We start from the raw sequence: 17,962 nt of genomic DNA, 5'->3' as shown, positions 1-17,962 counted from the left end.
ATATTATCATGTTTAAAACAATTTTTGAAAATAAAATTTATAACGGCGACAATGTTATAGGTCTTACAGATATCAAATATCTACCGAGATGGGTCGTTTTATTCATAGACATTCTCTTTTTAGTTCTGTCTTTGCTCCTTACTTATTTTGTGATTTTCAAATTAAAGGCAACAGCTTATAATGTATTGGACTCGTTCCAAAGTTCTTTTATAATTCTTGTTATTAATATTGTGTTTATGTATGTATTCAAAACATACGCAGGGGTTATACGACATTCGACCTTTATAGATTTACTCAAAATATTATTGGCGAGTTTTTGTACAGCAGCAGTCTTATTTGCTATTAATTTTACAAATATTCTTTTGGGTAATGAAAAAGTGTTCCTTAATTCTTTCATTATCTTGTATGCTGTATTTTCATCGATGTTGCTTTTTACTTTCAGGCTTGTAGTGAAAGAAGCTTTTCATTACGCAAGAGAAGTATCAAGAAGTAGTTTAAAGAAAAAGATTATGGTTTTAGGTGTTGATGAGCAAGCTGTTGCCATTGCACGGGCCATTTTGGACAACCCCAAACTGCCTTATCATATTACCAGTTTTATTTCTCTTGACAATAAATCGGGTGGTAACTACGCCAAAATTCTCGGAAAGTCCATTGTTAATAAAGTCTCTTTTATTAAACAAAATAAATTAGAATTAGACATAGAAGGTGTTATTCTTCTCAAGGAGTCTTTATCCAAAGAAGAGCTTGACGAATGGATTGGTATTTTGCTAGAAAAAGATATAAAAATTCTGAAAGCTCCTTCTGTTCAAAAACTTAGAAGTACCGATAATGCTAATTTCATTAAGGCTGTTCAGATTGAAGATTTATTGAACCGAAAACCAATCAAGCTTGATAATGAAGATGTTAAAAAAAGACATTTTAATAAAGAAGTTCTTATCACGGGAGGTGCAGGGTCGATAGGTTCAGAAATTATTAATCAGGTAGCCAAGTTTTCCCCTTCTTTAATAGTGGTTGTCGATCAAGCAGAGACGCCTTTGTATGAGGTTGAGCTTCATCTGAGAGAAAAGTTTCCGCATATTGAATTTAAGTTTGTTTTAGCGGATGTTTCAAATATCAAGAGGATAGAACCTTTGTTTAAAAAGCATCATTTTTCAATGGTTTATCATGCTGCAGCTTATAAGCATGTCCCTTTGGTTGAGAGCAATCCTCAGGAAGCTGTGAGAGTTAATATTTTAGGGACAAAAAACCTTGCGGTATTATCGAGTCAATATAATGTTAACCGTTTTGTAATGGTTTCTACCGATAAGGCTGTTAACCCAACCAATGTCATGGGTGCGACCAAGAGAGTGGCAGAGCTTTTTGTACAATCTTTACAAAACCGTCCAGGAAACAAAACTAAATTTATTACCACGCGTTTTGGAAATGTTTTGGGATCCAACGGATCGGTGATTCCACATTTTAAAAAGCAGATCGAAAAAGGAGGTCCTGTGACCATTACACATCCAGAAATTGTTAGGTATTTTATGACGATTCCTGAAGCTTGTGAATTGGTTTTAAATGCTGGTATTATGGGTAATGGCGGTGAAATCTATGTGTTTGATATGGGAGAGCCTGTTAAGATTTTGGATTTGGCGACCAGAATGATAAAATTGTCAGGTTTTGAACCACAAACAGATATCAAGATTGTATATACAGGGCTACGTCCGGGTGAAAAATTGTATGAAGAATTGCTTAGCGATGATGCTAAAACATTACCGACCAATCACGAAAAGATATTAATTTCAAAAGATCCAGTTATGGCATTTGAAGAAATTAATCATTTAGTTAACAATATGTTGTCATCATTAGAAGATGATTCTAGGTTTGATGTTGTTACTAAGATTAAAGTAATTGTTAAGGAATTTATAAGTAATAATTCCGAATATGAGTCGTTAGATAAATAACTTTATACTATATTTGTGCAATTTAATAATGAAAATGTTAGATATGAGAAAAATACTCTACATGGGTATCATTATGTTGTTTGTTTTAATTTTTAACTCTTGCGGATCAAGAGAGAATACTAATTATTTGCAAGATATTGATCAAATCGCTACTACAGAAGCACTAAAAGCAGATAATCTTTTACAAAAAGGAGATCAGTTAGTAATTAATATTATTGCCCAAGATTTAGATGTAATTAAACCATTTAATCAAAATTATTCTTCAGGACAAACCTTGCAAAGCCCTACTATTTCGGGGAATGTTAATCAGAATTCAGTAACATCATCAGGTCCTACTTATATTGTTGATGAAAATCATAATATTGACTTTCCTATCTTAGGGAAAATATCTGCAAAAGGAAAAGCTTTAGACGAGTTTCGGGATGATATTACAAATAGATTGAAAAGGTATATAAAAAATCCTACAGTATTGGTGAAACTTAATAATTTTCGAATAAGTGTTATGGGGGAAGTTAATAGACCTGGAGAATATTTATTACAAGATGGAAAAGGAACTATTTTTAATGCACTAAGTTTAGCTGGAGATTTGACTGAGTATGGATTAAGAAAGGATGTGTTAATTGTTAGAACAATTGACGGTAAATTGGAAAAAAGTAAAATTGATTTAACATCTGCTGCTTTTTTTAATAGTCCTTATTATAATCTTAAACAGGGGGATGTGATATATGTTGCTTCTAATAAGACAAAACAAAGGTCAGCTAAAGTAGATCCTTATCTGGGTGTTTATATTGCTGCTGCTGGTTTAATAGTTACCGTTTTAGCTTTAGTGTTCAAAAAATAATTCAATATACCTTTACGATATTAATATGTCATTTAAAACTGAAAAAGAAGAAATTTTGCAAGAAGATAGTTTAAGAGACTTAATAAAACCATATTTGCAGAAGTGGCCTTGGTTTGTATTTTTTCCTATTATAACTCTTTTGTTTTCTTATTTTATACTCAAATTTTCTACTCCTTCATATAAAATCCAGACTACCATACTTATTAAAGACGCAAAAAATGGTGGAAGTGATATAGGTATGTTGCAGCAATTGTCTGGCTTAGGAGGTAAAACCAATAGTGTTGATAATGAAATAGAAATTTTGAAATCGAAAAAATTATTATCAGATGTTGTATCAAAAAATAATTTACAAGTTAATATTTATTCCAAAGATAAATATAAAAATGTGGAATTATATGAGATTAGTTCGCCAATTATTATTAAGGTAATAAATGAAAAAGCTTATGAGAAATTTCCAACTTTACCAATTGACCTCTCAATTCAGGGTGATAAATTAAAATTGTCTTCGAAAGAATTAAAACAAGATATAATCGGTTTATTTAACAAGACTATAAGTTTGCCTTATGCCAATATAATAATCACTAAAAATCCTAATTTTTCACCTAATCTTAATAAGGATTTATCTAGTAAAGATTTAAGCATTGTAATTTCAAGTATTGGATCTTCTGTCAATAGTTACCAAAATATGATTAAAGTTGGGCTAGTTACTAGAGATGCAACAGTTGTTTCTTTAAGTTTAAATTATCCAGAAGTAGAAAAGGCTAAAGACATTCTTAATAATATTATTACATCTTATAATAACGATGCTATACAGGACAAAAATGGAGAGTCAGAAAGAACATTAGAATTTATAGATGACCGTATTAGAAAGCTTTCGATTGAATTGAGTGATGTCGAAAATCAAAAAGAATCATTTAAAGCTGCAAATAGGATTGTTAGTATTCCTGATGAAGCAAGAATTAGCTTAGAAAGTGCTGCAGAAGCCAGAACTAAACAATTAGAATTAGATGGACAATGGGAGTTGAATAATTCACTATTGAATTATGTGAAGAATCAAGGTAAATATCAGGTATTACCATCAAATGTAGGCCTAAAAAATACAGAAGCTGTAAATAGTATAAGTGCTTATAATAATTTGGTTCTTCAGAGAAATAGATTATTGGAAAGCGGTACATTAGAAAACCCTGCTGTTGTTGATGTTTCGAAGCAGATCGAAGCGATGAAGTCTTCTGTAATTCAAAGTTTAGAAAGAAATAAAACTGGCTTAGAATTAGTAAGATCAGAATATACCAATGAACAACAAATTTTGACTGATAAAATTTCTAAATTACCTTCGATGGAGAAGATGTTTAGAAGTATTGAAAGACAACAACAAATAAAAGAAGGTTTGTTCTTATTATTATTGCAAAAAAGAGAAGAAGCAGCTATAGCACAATCAATATCTTTACCAAAAGCAAGAGTTATAGATATGGCATATGCTTCAGAGAAGCCTGTTTCTCCCAAAAAAATGATGATTTATTTCTTTTCACTATTTTTTGGACTTGCTATTCCTTTTGGAATTATTTATTTAACTAATTTATTTAATAATAAGATTAGAAGCAAACATGATTTAGAAAAATCAGTACATGCTCCTATAATAGCTGAACTTCCATCTAAAGGTAAAGGACAAGCAGATGTCATTTTAAAGAATGATGTTACCCCCATGGCTGAAGCTTTCCGAATACTTATCACGAATTTAAATTTTCTTTTACCAAGAAAAGAAGGTGGTAAAGTAATATTTGTAACATCAAGTGTTAAAGGTGAAGGTAAAACATTCACAGCAGTTAATTTAGCATTGTCTTTAGCTACTCCTAAAAAGAAGGTACTAATTATTGGTTCAGATATTAGAAATCCACAACTTCAACGTTATAATACAAGCAGAAAAGGTTTAGCAGGATTAACAGAGTATTTGTACTCAAATGTTAATGACCCCAAAGAGGTTATACATAGATCGACATTCAATGAGAATCTGGATGTTATATATTCAGGAATGATTCCTCCAAATCCTACAGAGCTTTTGTCAAACGGACGATATGAGACAATGTTAGATATGCTCAAGAGCGATTATGATTATATTGTTGTAGATACAGCACCTTTATTGCTCGTTACTGATACATTCTTAATATCTTATTTAGCAGATGTTACAGTATATGTAACTAGATCTAGATATACAGAGAAATCTCTATTAGATTTTGCTAATTCTAACGTTGATAATAATAAAATTAAAAATGTATGTTTTGTAATTAATGACGTAAATAAAAACCATTTTGGGTATGGTAATAAGTATGGTTATGGTTACAATGCAACAGAAGAAAATTGGCTTCGAAGAATCAAAAATAAATTTTCTTAAATGAATATCTTAAATCTGATAGGTAGAGAGCGAGAGTTATTCGTTAATGACATTCACACTCACGAGGAAGAGTTGAAACATATTGTTTCAACTTCTCGTTTTTTAGTAATAGGAGGTGCAGGCTCTATTGGTGCGGCAACAACCAAAGAAATTTTTAAACGCAATCCTAAAAAACTTCATGTTGTAGACATTAGTGAAAACAATATGGTAGAATTAGTTCGAGATATTCGTAGTTCTTTTGGCTATATTAATGGTGATTTCCAAACTTTTGCTTTAGACATTGGTTCTTTAGAATATGATGCTTTTTGGGAAGCAGATGGACAATATGATTATGTATTGAATTTGTCCGCATTGAAGCATGTTCGTAGTGAAAAAGATCCTTATACACTGATGCGTATGATAGATGTAAATGTTTTTAATACAGATAAAACTTTGCAACAATCTATAGATAAAGGGGTTAAAAAATATTTTTGTGTTTCCACGGACAAGGCTGCTAATCCTGTAAATATGATGGGTGCTTCAAAACGTATTATGGAAATGTTTCTAATGAGGAAAAGTAAAGATATTACAATCTCTACGGCACGTTTTGCTAATGTTGCATTTTCAGATGGATCGCTTTTACATGGTTTTAATAAAAGAATTGAAAAAAAGCAACCTATTGTTGCCCCAAAAGACATTAAACGATATTTTGTTATACCAAAAGAATCAGGCGAGCTTTGCTTGATGTCATGTATTTTTGGAGAAAACCGAGATGTCTTTTTTCCGAAACTAAGTGAGAATCTTCATCTTATTACTTTTGCAGAAATCGCTATAAAATATTTAGCTCAGATCGGATATGAGCCTTATTTATGTAAAAATGAGGATGAGGCTAGAGAACTTGTCCATACATTACCTCAAGAAGGAAAATGGCCTTGTTTGTTTACGACAAGTGACACAACTGGAGAAAAAGATTTTGAGGAATTCTTTACAGACAAGGAGGTTTTAGACATGGATCGATTTGAAAATTTAGGCGTTATTAAAAATGAACTAAATGTAGAAGATGATAAACTCAATCTTTTTGAATCAAAAATTCAAGCAATGAAATCCACTAAAAAATGGAATAAAGAAGAAATTGTAGATTTATTCTTTAAAATGATTCCAGATTTTGGACATAAGGAAACAGGTAAATATTTAGATGCTAAAATGTAATGGAAAACCTAAATCAAATTGTCTCTTTTGTAAGAGATCAATATAAAACGGATAAATTTATTCCCCTACACGAGCCACGTTTTAGAGGAAATGAAAAAAAATACCTTTTAGAGACTATTGATTCTACATTTGTATCATCGGTTGGAGCTTATGTAGATCAGTTCGAAGGGATGATGCAAGAGATTACTGGTACAGAAAAAGCCATTGCAGTAGTTAATGGGACTGCATCTCTCCAGGTTGCACTCCGTATTGCAGGTGTTAATGCCGGTGATGAAGTCATTACACAAGCGCTCACTTTTATTGCGACAGCTAATGCAATAGCTTATAATCAAGCAACACCTATTTTTCTTGATGTAGATTTAGATACAATGGGATTATCTCCGAAAGCAGTTTCAGAATTTCTTGAAGAATTTGGAGAAATGCGTGATGGAGTTTGCTACAACAAAAAAACTGGAAAGAAAATTTCTGCTTGTATGCCAATGCATACATTTGGATTTCCTGTTCATTTGGATGAGTTATTGTTAGTTTGTAATCATTGGGGAATTCCTGTTGTGGAAGATGCTGCTGAATCATTAGGAAGTTTTTACAAGGGAAAACACACAGGTTCTATAGGATTAGTTGGTGGTTTTTCATTTAATGGTAACAAAACCGTTACTTGTGGTGGCGGTGGTGCTATTGTGACCAATAATGTAGAATTAGGGCAACACGCAAAATACTTGACAACAACTGCAAAAAGACCGCATCCGTACGAGTTTTTCCATGATGAATTAGGATATAATTTCCGTATGCCTAATCTAAATGCAGCTTTAGCTTGCGCACAATTAGAAGAATTGAATGGCTTTATTGAAGATAAAAGAAAATTAGCTTTAGAATATGCTGATTTATTTTCAGGATTAGGAATCAAATTTCGGCAAGAAACACCTGATACCAAAGCTAATTATTGGTTGATGTGTGTGGAATTAGAAGATAAAGCTAATCGAGAAAATTTCCTAAAATATACTAATGCTCATGGAGTAATGACACGCCCAATTTGGAATTTGATGTACCGTTTGCCAATGTATGAGCATTGTCAACGAGATGCACAGAGAAATGCAGAATTTTTAGAAGAAAGAATTGTTAATATTCCAAGTAGTGTTCGATAAATGACTCAAAATGTAATAATAGGATATTCGGGACATGCTTTTGTTGTTTTAGAAGCAGCAAATCAATCGGGTTGTCCTATTACTTCTTATTGCGAACGCAGAAAATCGGTTTTTAATCCCTATGATATTGAGTATTTGGGAGATGAATCAAATATTGATTTTAATTGGGAAAAAGTAGATTCTTTTGTTTTAGGTATTGGTGATAATAAAATTCGTAGAAAAGTTGCTGCTTTAATTTTATCTAAAAATAAAGCAATATTAAATATTATTCATCCTAGTGCCATTATTAGTAATACTGCTAAATTTAGGCACGGAATTTTTATTTCAGCGAAAGTAACAGTCAATGCTTTAGCTTCAATTGATAATTTTTGTATTTTGAATACAGGCTGTATTATAGAGCATGAATGTAAGGTTGGAGAAGCCGTACATATTGCACCAGGAGCTATTTTAGCTGGAAATGTGAGTGTAGGTGAAAATACTTTTGTGGGGGCGGGTTCCGTTGTTCGACAGGGTATCAAAATTGGCAAAAATGTAGTAATTGGAGCAGGAAGTGTTGTTGTAAAAGATATTCCAGATGGAGGAGTTTGGGTGGGAAATCCTGCAAAACAAATTAAGTAAATGATGAAGAAAACAATCATAATAGCTGAAGCAGGAGTAAATCATAATGGAAGCATAGATAATGCTTTTAAATTAATTGATGCTGCTGTAGCTGCTGATGTAGATTATATAAAATTTCAGACTTTTAAAGCCGAAAAATTGGTTTCAAAATCAGCCAAAAAAGCTGATTATCAAATTCAAAATACAGGAAATGCTGATGATTCTCAATTTGAGATGCTGAAAAAATTAGAACTTTCGCATGATGATCATCAAGTGCTAATAGATTATTGTCATTCTAAAAATATTAAATTCTTTTCCACTGCTTTTGATTTAGATTCATTAGAATATTTGAAGGAAATCGGTTTGGATTTGGTTAAAATTCCTTCGGGAGAAATTACCAATTTGCCTTATCTACGTAGATCTGCACAACTTTTTAACAAAGTGATCCTCTCTACAGGAATGTGTACAATGGATGATATTGCAGCAGCGATAGATGTCTTTATTAAAGCAGGAATCGAAAAACAAAATATTACCATTTTACATTGTAATACGGAGTATCCTACACCGATGAAAGATGTAAATTTGAAAGCAATGTCAGCGATTCAAAATTTTTTCGGGACTGATGTTGGTTATTCTGACCATACTTTAGGAATTGAAGTTCCTATCGCAGCGGTGGCTCTAGGAGCTACTATTATTGAGAAACATTTTACATTGGATAAAACGATGGAAGGTCCTGATCATGCTGCATCATTGGAACCACTAGAGTTGAAAGCTATGGTTAAAAGTATTAGAAATATAGATGTGGCAATGTCAGGTGATGGTATTAAAAAACCAAGCGAATCTGAATTGAAAAATATTGAAATAGCTCGCAAAAGTATTGTTGCAGCTATTGATGTGAAAAAAGGAGCAGTTTTTACGGAAGAAAATATCACCATCAAAAGACCTGGTAACGGTATTTCTCCTATGAAATGGGACGAAGTGATAGGCAAAGTTGCAACAAAAGATTTTGTTATAGATGAACTAATTAAGCTATGAGGAAGGTTTGCATTGTAACAGCAACACGTGCCGAATATGGATTACTAAAACCATTAATGGATTTGATCCAACAATCTGAAGAGTTTGAACTTCAGATTATTGCAACAGGAGCTCATCTTTCTCCTGAATTTGGATTAACTTATAAAGCCATTGAAAATGATGGATTTATAATCAATGAAAAAGTAGAAATTCTGTTGTCTTCAGATACACCATCAAGTATTTCCAAGACAATGGGATTGGCAATGATAGGTTTAGCTGATGCTTTACCAAGATTGAATCCCGATTTATTGGTGATATTGGGAGATCGTTATGAAATGTTGGCGATTGTTTCTTCGGCTACTATTTTTAAAATTCCAATAGTACATTTACATGGTGGCGAAATTACCGAAGGAGCTTATGATGATGCAATTAGACATGCTATTTCGAAATTAAGTTTTCTGCATTTTACATCAACAGAAGTATATAGAAATCGTGTTATACAAATGGGCGAAGCTCCAGAACGTGTCTTTAATGTTGGTGCTATAGGACTTGACAATATTAAAACAATGCAATTATTATCTAAGGAAGAATTAGAAAAAGATTTAGATATTAAATTCAAAAAATACAATTATCAGGTTACTTTTCATCCAGAAACATTAACCAATCTATCTTCGGAAGAACAATTTAAAATACTTTTAGATGTTGTTTCGAAACAAAAAGATAGTTTTTTTATTTTTACAAAAGCAAATGCCGATACAGACGGACGTATTATTAATCAGATGATTGATCAATTTGTAGCTAAATATCCCAATATTGCAAAAGCATATACTTCGTTAGGAAGTCTTCGTTTTTTGTCCGTAGTTAGTGTTTGCGATGCGATAGTTGGTAATAGTTCTAGTGGTATTTTGGAAGCACCATCTTTGCATACAGCAACTATTAATATTGGAGATAGACAAAAAGGAAGAATTCAGGCAGATAGTATTATAAATGTAAACTGTAATACTACTGAAATTGAAAATGCTTTTGAGGATGTTAAAAACAATTGGTCAAAAGAACGATTGGTTAATATTCAGAATCCATATGATAATGGAGGAGCAGCTGAAAAAATAATCAAACAATTAATTGAAATTGAATTTTCAAACAAAATAAAAAACTTTTATAATTTATAATGGCAATAATAGACAAACATATTATTAATAAAGAAGAATCGGTTCGTGATGCATTGATAAAACTTGATTTTTTATCAATAGATGCTATTTTATTTGTTGTAGATAAAAGTTTAAAATTATTAGGATCATTAACAGATGGGGATCTTAGACGTGGTTTTATAAAAGGCTTAGGTTTTGAGGACGATATTTTGTCCTTTGTTCAACCTAATCCTTCTTATATTATTGAAGGAGAATATGCAGTAGAAAAACTTGAGGATTTTAAATCAAGAGAATTTAAAGTAATTCCGGTTATCAATAGCGATAAGCAAATTGTTAATATAATTAATTTTAGAGAAACCACCACCATTATTCCTGTAGATGCTGTTTTGATGGCTGGTGGAGAAGGAAAAAGATTACGTCCACTTACTGAAAATAAACCTAAACCATTGTTGTTAGTTGGAGATAAACCAATTATAGAGCACAATATAGATCGATTAGGAAAAGTAGGTATTAAAAATGTAAATATCAGCATTAATTATTTGGGTGATCAACTTATTGATTATTTTGGTGATGGCGCTAATAAAGGATTGAATATTAAGTATGCAAAAGAAGTTAAGCCACTTGGTACTATTGGTTCAGTTTTACTAGTAGAAGAATTTTACCATGACGACATTCTTATTATGAATAGTGATCTATTAACTAATATTGATTTCGCAGATTTTTATAAAAGCTTCAAAAATTCAGGTGCCGATATGGCTGTTGCAGCTACATCTTATCATGTAGATGTGCCATATGCCGTTTTAGAGATTGGCGATAACACAGATGTTGTTTCTTTAAAAGAAAAACCAAGATATACTTATTATTCTAACGCTGGAATTTATTTACTAAAAAAAGAAGTTTTAAAAATGATTCCAGAAAATCAGTTTTATGATATTACAGATTTGATGGAAAGAATTTTAGAAATGAATTTAAAACTCATTACTTATCCAATTAACGGCTATTGGTTAGATATTGGTAAACATGAAGATTTTAATAAAGCTCAAGAAGATATTAAGCATATCAAACTTTAAAAATAATGAAAGGACTAATAACAATTTGTGCTCGTGGAGGCTCAAAAGGTATTCCTGGTAAAAATATCAAGTTAATTAATGGTCGTCCGTTAATTAGTTATTCTATAGAAGTTGCGGAGCAATTGCGAAAAAAGTTTGATATAGATATTTTCTTATCAACAGATGCCGAAGAGATTAAAGATGTTGTAAATATATTAGGCTTTTCTATTGATACGACTTATGTTCGTCCTGATTTTTTAGCAAACGATACAGCTGGTAAATTAGACGCTATAGCTGACATTAAGCAATATGCCCAAAATAAAAAAGGGATTCAATATGATTTCATTTTAGATTTGGATGTTACATCTCCTTTACGTACAGTAACAGATTTAGAAAAATCTATTGAGCAATTATTTGTCAATTCAGAAGCTTTAAATATATTTTCGGTTAGTCTGGCAAATAGAAATCCCTATTTTAATATGGTGGAGGAAAATACTAATGGATTTTATTCTTTATGTAAAAAAGGCGAATTCCTTACGAGACAATCTGCTCCTAAAGTATATGATATGAATGCTTCTTTTTACGTTTTTAAAAAGTCATTTTTTGACGAAAATCATAAAACAGTAATTACAGATAGAAGTTTGGTATATGAAGTGCCACATCTTTGTTTTGATTTGGATCATACCATAGATTTTGAATTTATGAGCTTTTTATTAGAAAATAGAAAGTTAGATTTTGATTTTAACTATTAATTGATGAATATTTTAATTGTAGGTTTAGGTTCCATTGCAAAAAAACATATTGCTGCTATTCGTAAGTTAGATGAGCAAGCGAAGTTGTATGCTCTTCGGAATCAAAATCCAAGTTCTCAAGAAGAAGATATCGAAAACGTTTACAATGTTGAGGATATTAAATCAAAAAATATTGAATACATCATTATTTCAAACCCTACATTTCAACATTACAAAAGCATTAAAGAATTAGCGCAATTCAACCTACCAATGTTTATAGAAAAGCCTTTGTTTTCAGAAGTTTCGAAAGATACTGATGATCTGGTTGAAGCAATAGAACAACAAGATGTGTTAACTTATGTAGCTTGTAATCTTAGGTTTTTAGATGCATTAAGTTTTGTAAAAAAACAATTAGAAGGAAAGTGGATTAATGAGGTGAATGTATATTGTGGATCTTACCTTCCTGATTGGCGTCCAAATGTAGACTTTAGAACCATTTATAGTGCTAATAAAGACATGGGTGGTGGTGTACATATTGATTTAATTCATGAATTGGACTATGTTTATTGGATATTTGGAACTCCAAATGATACGCAATCATACTTTTCTAATAAATCATCATTAAATATTTCCGCTATAGATTATGCAAATTATTTGTGGCATTATGATCAATTTTCTGCTAGCATAATTCTTAATTATTATCGTAAAGATAGCAAAAGAACATTAGAAGTTGTAACAGAAGAAGGAACTTATCAAGTTGATATTTTAAACAACACAGTACATTTAGATAATCAATTAATATTTGAATCAAAACAAAGAATAATTGATACATACGAAAATCAAATTCGCTTTTTTACAAATAATGTGATGGGTAATAAAGAAAAATTTAATACCATTGCTGAAGCAAATACAATACTAAAATTATGTATGCAGGATTAAACGATAAAGTAGTAATCTTAACAGGAGCTGGCGGACTTATTGGAAGACAAGTTTTAAAGCATTTGTACGAAAATGGCGCGAAAGTAATAGCTGTTGATTTACAAAAATACGAATCGAATGCGGAGTTGTTTTTAACACTTGATATTACCCAACCAGAAGCAATAGATATACTGATTGATACTGTAGTTAATCAATTTGGAAGAATAGATGGATTGGTAAATTTGGCCTATCCACGTACCACGGATTGGGGGACAAAATTTGAAAATATTCCTTATGAATCCTGGCAAAAAAATGTTGATATGCAGATGAATGCTGTTTTCTATATTTGCCAAAAGGTTTTAGAAATAATGAAGCAGCAACAAGCTGGATCTATTGTTAATATAGCTTCAATATATGGTGTTGTGGGTAACGATTTTACATTATACGAAGAATACGGAGGAACCTCACCTGCTGCTTATGCAGCTATTAAAGGAGGTTTGGTTAATTTGACAAAATATTTAGCCTCTTATTACGGTAAGTACAATATACGTGTAAATTGTATGTCTCCAGGAGGGGTGTTGGATGCGAAAAATCAAAATCCGTCGTTTATAAAAAGATATAGTGAAAAGTCCCCATTAAAAAGACTAGGGAACCCAGAAGAAATGGCACCAGCTATTACTTTTTTATTGTCAGATGATGCTTCTTTTATAACAGGGCATAATTTGATGGTTGATGGTGGTTGGACAGCGATATAAAAACAAATATTAATTTAAATTTTTTTAGAAAATGAACTATTGCACCAAATGTGTAATGCCAGATACAAGACCTGGGATTACTTTTAACGAAGAAGGAGTTTGTGCCGCATGTCAGTCATACGAAAATCGTAAGAACGTTGATTATGACAAAAGATTTGATGAACTAAAAGCTTTATGCGACAAATACAGAGGCTCTAACGGGCCTAATGGATATGATTGTATGATTGCAGTAAGTGGAGGTAAAGACAGCCATTTCCAAGTTCATATGTTTAAAGAAGTTTTAGGAATGAATCCTCTTTTGGTTACTGTAGAAGATAATTTCCCGATGACCGATGCAGGAATGCATAATTTAAAAAATATTTCAGATGCTTTTGGTTGCGATATCATTAGTATGAAACCAAATATTAAGGCACAGCGAATTGCAATGAAATATACTTTTGAGAAATATGGTAAACCTACTTATTTTGTGGATCGTTATATTTATACTTATCCATTACACATGGCCGTGAAATTCAATACCCCTTTGTTAATTTATGGTGAAAATGTTGGTTATGAGTATGGAGGTGCAAATGCAGTAGAAACATATTCTGCTAAAGATCAAATAAACAATGGTGTAGGTACCGGGATTCCAACAGAAGAATTATTAGCAAATGGTATTTCTGCCCAAGATTTAAATTTCTTTGAAGCACCTACTCAAACAGAGATTGATAAGTTAGAACCAATCTATTTAAGCTATTTTATTGAGTGGAACAGCTTTAAAAACTACAATATTGCAAAATCTAAAGGTTTCCATGATTTGACTCATGAATGGAGAAGAACGCACCACGTTGAAGATTTTGACCAGATTGATACTCGTGCATATTTAGTGCATTCTTGGATGAAGTATCCTAAGTTTGGGCATGCTTCTGCTACAGATTATGCTGCACGTATGGTACGCTATGGATTATTGTCTCGCGAAGAAGCAGTAGAGTTGGTTAAAAACCACGACCACGCATTAGATCCTTTATGTGTAAGAGATTTCTGTGATTTTATGGGATATACAGAAGGCGAATTTTGGTCAATTATTGATAAACAATACAATACCGATTTATTTGAAAAAGATAAAATTGGTAGATGGTTATTGAAAAGTTAATGCATGCTTAATAAGCTAAAAAACAGTTTAGTACGATATAAAACAGCTGTTTTGTATTCATCAACCTCAATAATAAAAGCATTAGCTACAATTCTTGCTGGTTTTTTTATAGCAAAATATGTTAGTCCAGAGGATTTAGGCTTGTGGACAGCTATTTCTATCGCATTAAGTTATTCAATGTTTATACAAGGTGGGATTAATAATGGATTAAATCTAGAACTCCCATTTGCTTATGGCTTAGGTGATGTTAAAAAGGCAGAAAAATTAGCTGGGGTTGCCCAAACTTTTAGCATTGTAACATCTATTATTATTTTGATAGTAGGTGTTACTAGTTTTATTTTCTACCCTACTGAAGATATAAAGCTAAGATTAGGAATTTTAGGAATTACCTTTGTCATAATATTGACGTTTTATCAAACTTATTTGTCCTCTACTTATAGGTCAAATGATTCTTTTACCAAGCTCTCCCGCATTCAACTGTGTGAAGCATTTTTTAATTTATCAACCATTTTATTAGTTTATTATTTTTCCTATTATGGGATGATTCTAAAAACAGTAATTACATTGTTGTTTTTTGTTATTTTGCTACATCATTATAGACCTATTAAAATTGGATTGATTTGGGATAAAGAAATTTTTTTTCACTTATTAAGAGTCGGACTTCCGATTTTTATTCTTGTATTACTAGATTCGTTTGCTAATACGATAGATAAGGTATGGTTGATAAAATATACAGATATGTCGCAAGTAGGTCTTTATTCATTTGGCCTTTATTCGCTTAACCTATTTGTTTTGTTCAGTTCTTCTATCGCAAGTTATGTTTATCCCAAAATGACATATTCTTATGCTAAGTTAAAGGATAAAGTGCTTTTATGGGATTATATGAAAAAAATAACATTACTTTTGTTAATCATCCAGACTCCACTTGTTATTGCTGGCTATTTTCTTATGCCATTTTTTGTTGAAAATTATTTTCCTCAATATAAGGGAGGTGTCATTATTTTGCAAATATTATTATTTGCAGGATTGTTTAAAGGTTCTGTAATTGGAGTGAATATTTTGTGGAGTATGAAAAGCTGGAAATATATGTATATTTACCAAATTATCTATACAGTACTTCTTATTGCATGTACTTTTATAGGTGTAAAGTTTAACCAAAACAAAATGACGGGAGTGGCTTTAGGTGTTTTATTTGCAAATTTCGTAAATTTCATAAGTGCTCTTATTCTTTCATATCAAGCAACTCATAAAGTAACAAATGAGAAGACATATTATTAATATAATTGCAAAAGTTGCATTGTTTCTTGACAAGGCAAAATCTTCATATATTTATAATAATTATATAAAAAAATATAATATTGATGATAACTTCATCTTCAATGGGGGAGGTATAATGTTATATGGTAATGGTGAAATTATTTTAGGAAAGAATAGCTATATTGGCAGATTTTCAACATTACAATCTTCTGATAATGCTAAAATTTATATAGGGAAAAATTGTAAGATTGGTCCTTTTTTTAGTGTTTGGACACATTCTTCTAATGTTGATTGTGATTATAACTTTGATGAAAAAATTATTCCAAAAATTGGAAATATTATTATTGAAGATGGTGTTTGGATTGGCGCAAATGTAGTTATAACTCCAGGTGTAACAATAGGAGAAAACGCAATAATAGGAGCAAATAGTGTTGTCACTAAAGATATTCCGAGACTCGGTATTGCCGGAGGAGTCCCTGCAAAATTCATCCGCTATAAGAATATTTAGTAATGATTCAAAAAAAATTTTCTTACGAAGAACTTACAGAAAAATTTTTACAATTCGAAGAAAAGCACCAGCTTTTATATTTAAGAATTTGTGATGTATTACCTGGGCAGATTGCAAGAGTATCATTATTTTTACGTGTCGTTGAGTTCTATATACCAGGGAACTCTAGTCCAACAAAAGTAAGTCTGTTTTCAAAATTTAAGACATTACTCAGACGTGGAATTCTCAATAATATTTTTTATAATCCCTTCCTAGATTTTACTCAAAGTGATATATTAATTTTTGAAAGTGGAAGGAAGTATATGTCTTACCATGGTTATATTGATATATATACATATCATCTTAATAGATATTTAATAAATAAAGGGAAAAGTACAAAAGTATATGAAGTTTTTTTTAATGAGAATGAAAAAATATTCAAAAATACCAATACAAAGCACTTAGATTTTATAAGATTTTCTTCTTATTTAAAACAAAGAAAAATTGAATGTATTTTTAATGAACAAGAAGTTGATATTATTGAAAAAATTAGCTTAGCCTTTGAACAGGAATTTGGAATCAAAATTGATTTTAAACAATTATTTACGTTTGAAATTAAAAGATTTAAGGCTGAATACTCATTGTATAATAAGCTATTCATTTTAAAAAAACCTAAAGAAATTTTTATAATTAACTCATGCGACAAACCAGCAATGGTGTTTGCCGCAAAACAAAATCATATTATTGTAAATGAACTACAACATGGTTTAAATAGTGATAAAGATGTTATCTTAAATTTTCCATATACAGAAGAAGACAGTTTGGACTATTTTCCTAATAGATTTTACGAGTGGGATAATGTCAATATGTTTTTTGCGAAATTACCTCTTAGTTTTCACAATATTATTAAGTTTCCTAATCTTAACATACAGCATCTTTTAGAAGAATTAAAAACAACGCCAAAGGAAAAAAATAATATTTTGATTATTTCGCAGCCCTATGGGTCTGAAGAAATACAGCAATATATTTTGAAAAGTCTTCCTAAGCTAGGACTATTCCAAATTATATATAAGGCTCATCCTGTTGAAAATATGCAAAAAATGGCAGAATTTGAAAAGAAATGTGAAGGATTTAGTAATATTAGGGTTGTGAACAATTCAGAATCAATTTATCAGTTAATGAAAAAGGCTCAATATGTCGTTGGGATTTATTCCTCCTCACTTTTTGAAGCTGTGGCTTTTGATTGTAAAATTATTCTGTTAAATTTGCCTGGAGTGGAAATGTCGTTTCCCTTATTAGAAGATGCTAATAATCAGTTGATAGGGATTGAAAAAGAATTGTCAGTTTATTTAACTGAGTAAATCTGTATAT

16 protein-coding genes are annotated in these 17,962 nt (G+C 31.1%); all 16 read left to right on the top strand.

Going from position 1 to position 17,962, the window contains the following annotated elements; translation table 11 throughout:
• Positions 1–8: 8 nt before the first annotated feature.
• From ACVFVN_RS00770 to ACVFVN_RS00695, 16 genes are read left to right on the top strand one after another with little or no spacing between them, the layout of a single operon-like run.
• Positions 9–1,943 (top strand): polysaccharide biosynthesis protein, encoded by a 1,935-nt coding sequence (locus ACVFVN_RS00770; protein ID WP_456233761.1) that lies wholly within the window; start codon positions 9–11, stop codon positions 1,941–1,943.
• Between the two features lie 43 nt (positions 1,944–1,986).
• Complete coding sequence (locus ACVFVN_RS00765; RefSeq protein WP_456233760.1) at positions 1,987–2,784, top strand: polysaccharide biosynthesis/export family protein; 798 nt, start codon at positions 1,987–1,989, stop codon at positions 2,782–2,784.
• A 25-nt stretch (positions 2,785–2,809) separates the two neighbouring features.
• Positions 2,810–5,173 (top strand): GumC family protein, encoded by a 2,364-nt coding sequence (locus ACVFVN_RS00760; RefSeq protein ID WP_456233759.1) that lies wholly within the window; start codon positions 2,810–2,812, stop codon positions 5,171–5,173.
• Positions 5,174–6,361, top strand: coding sequence for a UDP-N-acetylglucosamine 4,6-dehydratase (locus ACVFVN_RS00755; protein ID WP_456233758.1), 1,188 nt, complete (start codon positions 5,174–5,176; stop codon positions 6,359–6,361).
• Complete coding sequence (locus tag ACVFVN_RS00750) at positions 6,361–7,503, top strand: LegC family aminotransferase (protein ID WP_456233757.1); 1,143 nt, start codon at positions 6,361–6,363, stop codon at positions 7,501–7,503. Before ACVFVN_RS00755 ends, ACVFVN_RS00750 begins: the two co-directional genes overlap by 1 nt.
• Positions 7,504–8,121: an acetyltransferase gene (locus ACVFVN_RS00745; protein WP_456233756.1), complete on the top strand. Its 618-nt coding sequence runs from the start codon at positions 7,504–7,506 to the stop codon at positions 8,119–8,121. It abuts the gene before it with no gap.
• Between the two features lie 3 nt (positions 8,122–8,124).
• The gene (gene neuB / locus ACVFVN_RS00740; RefSeq protein WP_456233935.1) at positions 8,125–9,135 is read left to right on the top strand and encodes an N-acetylneuraminate synthase; all 1,011 of its coding nucleotides are present in this window, start codon (positions 8,125–8,127) and stop codon (positions 9,133–9,135) included.
• Entirely contained in the window at positions 9,132–10,283 is a 1,152-nt protein-coding gene (neuC, locus tag ACVFVN_RS00735) for a UDP-N-acetylglucosamine 2-epimerase (protein ID WP_456233755.1), read from the top strand. The genes neuB and neuC overlap by 4 nt, the downstream gene beginning before the upstream one ends.
• Entirely contained in the window at positions 10,283–11,332 is a 1,050-nt protein-coding gene (locus ACVFVN_RS00730; RefSeq protein WP_456233754.1) for a nucleotidyltransferase family protein, read from the top strand. Before neuC ends, ACVFVN_RS00730 begins: the two co-directional genes overlap by 1 nt.
• 5 nt (positions 11,333–11,337) lie before the next feature.
• Positions 11,338–12,063, top strand: a complete 726-nt coding sequence (locus ACVFVN_RS00725; RefSeq protein WP_456233753.1) for an acylneuraminate cytidylyltransferase family protein — start codon at positions 11,338–11,340, stop codon at positions 12,061–12,063.
• A 3-nt stretch (positions 12,064–12,066) separates the two neighbouring features.
• Positions 12,067–12,981, top strand: coding sequence for a Gfo/Idh/MocA family protein (locus tag ACVFVN_RS00720; RefSeq protein ID WP_456233752.1), 915 nt, complete (start codon positions 12,067–12,069; stop codon positions 12,979–12,981).
• Positions 12,966–13,715, top strand: a complete 750-nt coding sequence (locus tag ACVFVN_RS00715) for an SDR family oxidoreductase (protein WP_456233751.1) — start codon at positions 12,966–12,968, stop codon at positions 13,713–13,715. Before ACVFVN_RS00720 ends, ACVFVN_RS00715 begins: the two co-directional genes overlap by 16 nt.
• Positions 13,716–13,746: 31 nt before the next feature.
• Positions 13,747–14,847: an N-acetyl sugar amidotransferase gene (locus ACVFVN_RS00710; protein ID WP_456233750.1), complete on the top strand. Its 1,101-nt coding sequence runs from the start codon at positions 13,747–13,749 to the stop codon at positions 14,845–14,847.
• Positions 14,848–14,850: 3 nt separating this feature from the next.
• The gene (locus ACVFVN_RS00705; protein ID WP_456233749.1) at positions 14,851–16,125 is read left to right on the top strand and encodes a lipopolysaccharide biosynthesis protein; all 1,275 of its coding nucleotides are present in this window, start codon (positions 14,851–14,853) and stop codon (positions 16,123–16,125) included.
• On the top strand, positions 16,106–16,612 hold the full coding sequence (locus ACVFVN_RS00700; RefSeq protein ID WP_456233748.1) for an acyltransferase: 507 nt from the start codon (positions 16,106–16,108) through the stop codon (positions 16,610–16,612). Before ACVFVN_RS00705 ends, ACVFVN_RS00700 begins: the two co-directional genes overlap by 20 nt.
• 2 nt (positions 16,613–16,614) lie before the next feature.
• Complete coding sequence (locus ACVFVN_RS00695; protein WP_456233747.1) at positions 16,615–17,952, top strand: hypothetical protein; 1,338 nt, start codon at positions 16,615–16,617, stop codon at positions 17,950–17,952.
• The last annotated feature ends 10 nt before the right edge of the window (positions 17,953–17,962 follow it).

Source organism: Soonwooa purpurea, assembly GCF_053891095.1.
Note: the sequence above shows the minus strand (reverse complement) of the source record. Positions and strands in the feature narration are given on the sequence as shown.

What these genes read in the sequence shown, in the direction of transcription:
- ACVFVN_RS00760 (WP_456233759.1), top strand. Translation starts at nt 2,810, where the DNA reads ATGTCATTTAAAACTGAAAAAGAAGAAATTTTGCAAGAAGATAGTTTA.
- ACVFVN_RS00720 (WP_456233752.1), top strand. Translation starts at nt 12,067, where the DNA reads ATGAATATTTTAATTGTAGGTTTAGGTTCCATTGCAAAAAAACATATT.
- ACVFVN_RS00715 (WP_456233751.1), top strand. Translation starts at nt 12,966, where the DNA reads ATGTATGCAGGATTAAACGATAAAGTAGTAATCTTAACAGGAGCTGGC.
- ACVFVN_RS00700 (WP_456233748.1), top strand. Translation starts at nt 16,106, where the DNA reads ATGAGAAGACATATTATTAATATAATTGCAAAAGTTGCATTGTTTCTT.
- neuC (WP_456233755.1), top strand. Translation starts at nt 9,132, where the DNA reads ATGAGGAAGGTTTGCATTGTAACAGCAACACGTGCCGAATATGGATTA.
- ACVFVN_RS00695 (WP_456233747.1), top strand. Translation starts at nt 16,615, where the DNA reads ATGATTCAAAAAAAATTTTCTTACGAAGAACTTACAGAAAAATTTTTA.
- ACVFVN_RS00765 (WP_456233760.1), top strand. Translation starts at nt 1,987, where the DNA reads ATGAGAAAAATACTCTACATGGGTATCATTATGTTGTTTGTTTTAATT.
- ACVFVN_RS00770 (WP_456233761.1), top strand. Translation starts at nt 9, where the DNA reads ATGTTTAAAACAATTTTTGAAAATAAAATTTATAACGGCGACAATGTT.
- ACVFVN_RS00705 (WP_456233749.1), top strand. Translation starts at nt 14,851, where the DNA reads ATGCTTAATAAGCTAAAAAACAGTTTAGTACGATATAAAACAGCTGTT.
- ACVFVN_RS00750 (WP_456233757.1), top strand. Translation starts at nt 6,361, where the DNA reads ATGGAAAACCTAAATCAAATTGTCTCTTTTGTAAGAGATCAATATAAA.
- ACVFVN_RS00755 (WP_456233758.1), top strand. Translation starts at nt 5,174, where the DNA reads ATGAATATCTTAAATCTGATAGGTAGAGAGCGAGAGTTATTCGTTAAT.
- ACVFVN_RS00745 (WP_456233756.1), top strand. Translation starts at nt 7,504, where the DNA reads ATGACTCAAAATGTAATAATAGGATATTCGGGACATGCTTTTGTTGTT.
- ACVFVN_RS00730 (WP_456233754.1), top strand. Translation starts at nt 10,283, where the DNA reads ATGGCAATAATAGACAAACATATTATTAATAAAGAAGAATCGGTTCGT.
- ACVFVN_RS00725 (WP_456233753.1), top strand. Translation starts at nt 11,338, where the DNA reads ATGAAAGGACTAATAACAATTTGTGCTCGTGGAGGCTCAAAAGGTATT.
- neuB (WP_456233935.1), top strand. Translation starts at nt 8,125, where the DNA reads ATGAAGAAAACAATCATAATAGCTGAAGCAGGAGTAAATCATAATGGA.
- ACVFVN_RS00710 (WP_456233750.1), top strand. Translation starts at nt 13,747, where the DNA reads ATGAACTATTGCACCAAATGTGTAATGCCAGATACAAGACCTGGGATT.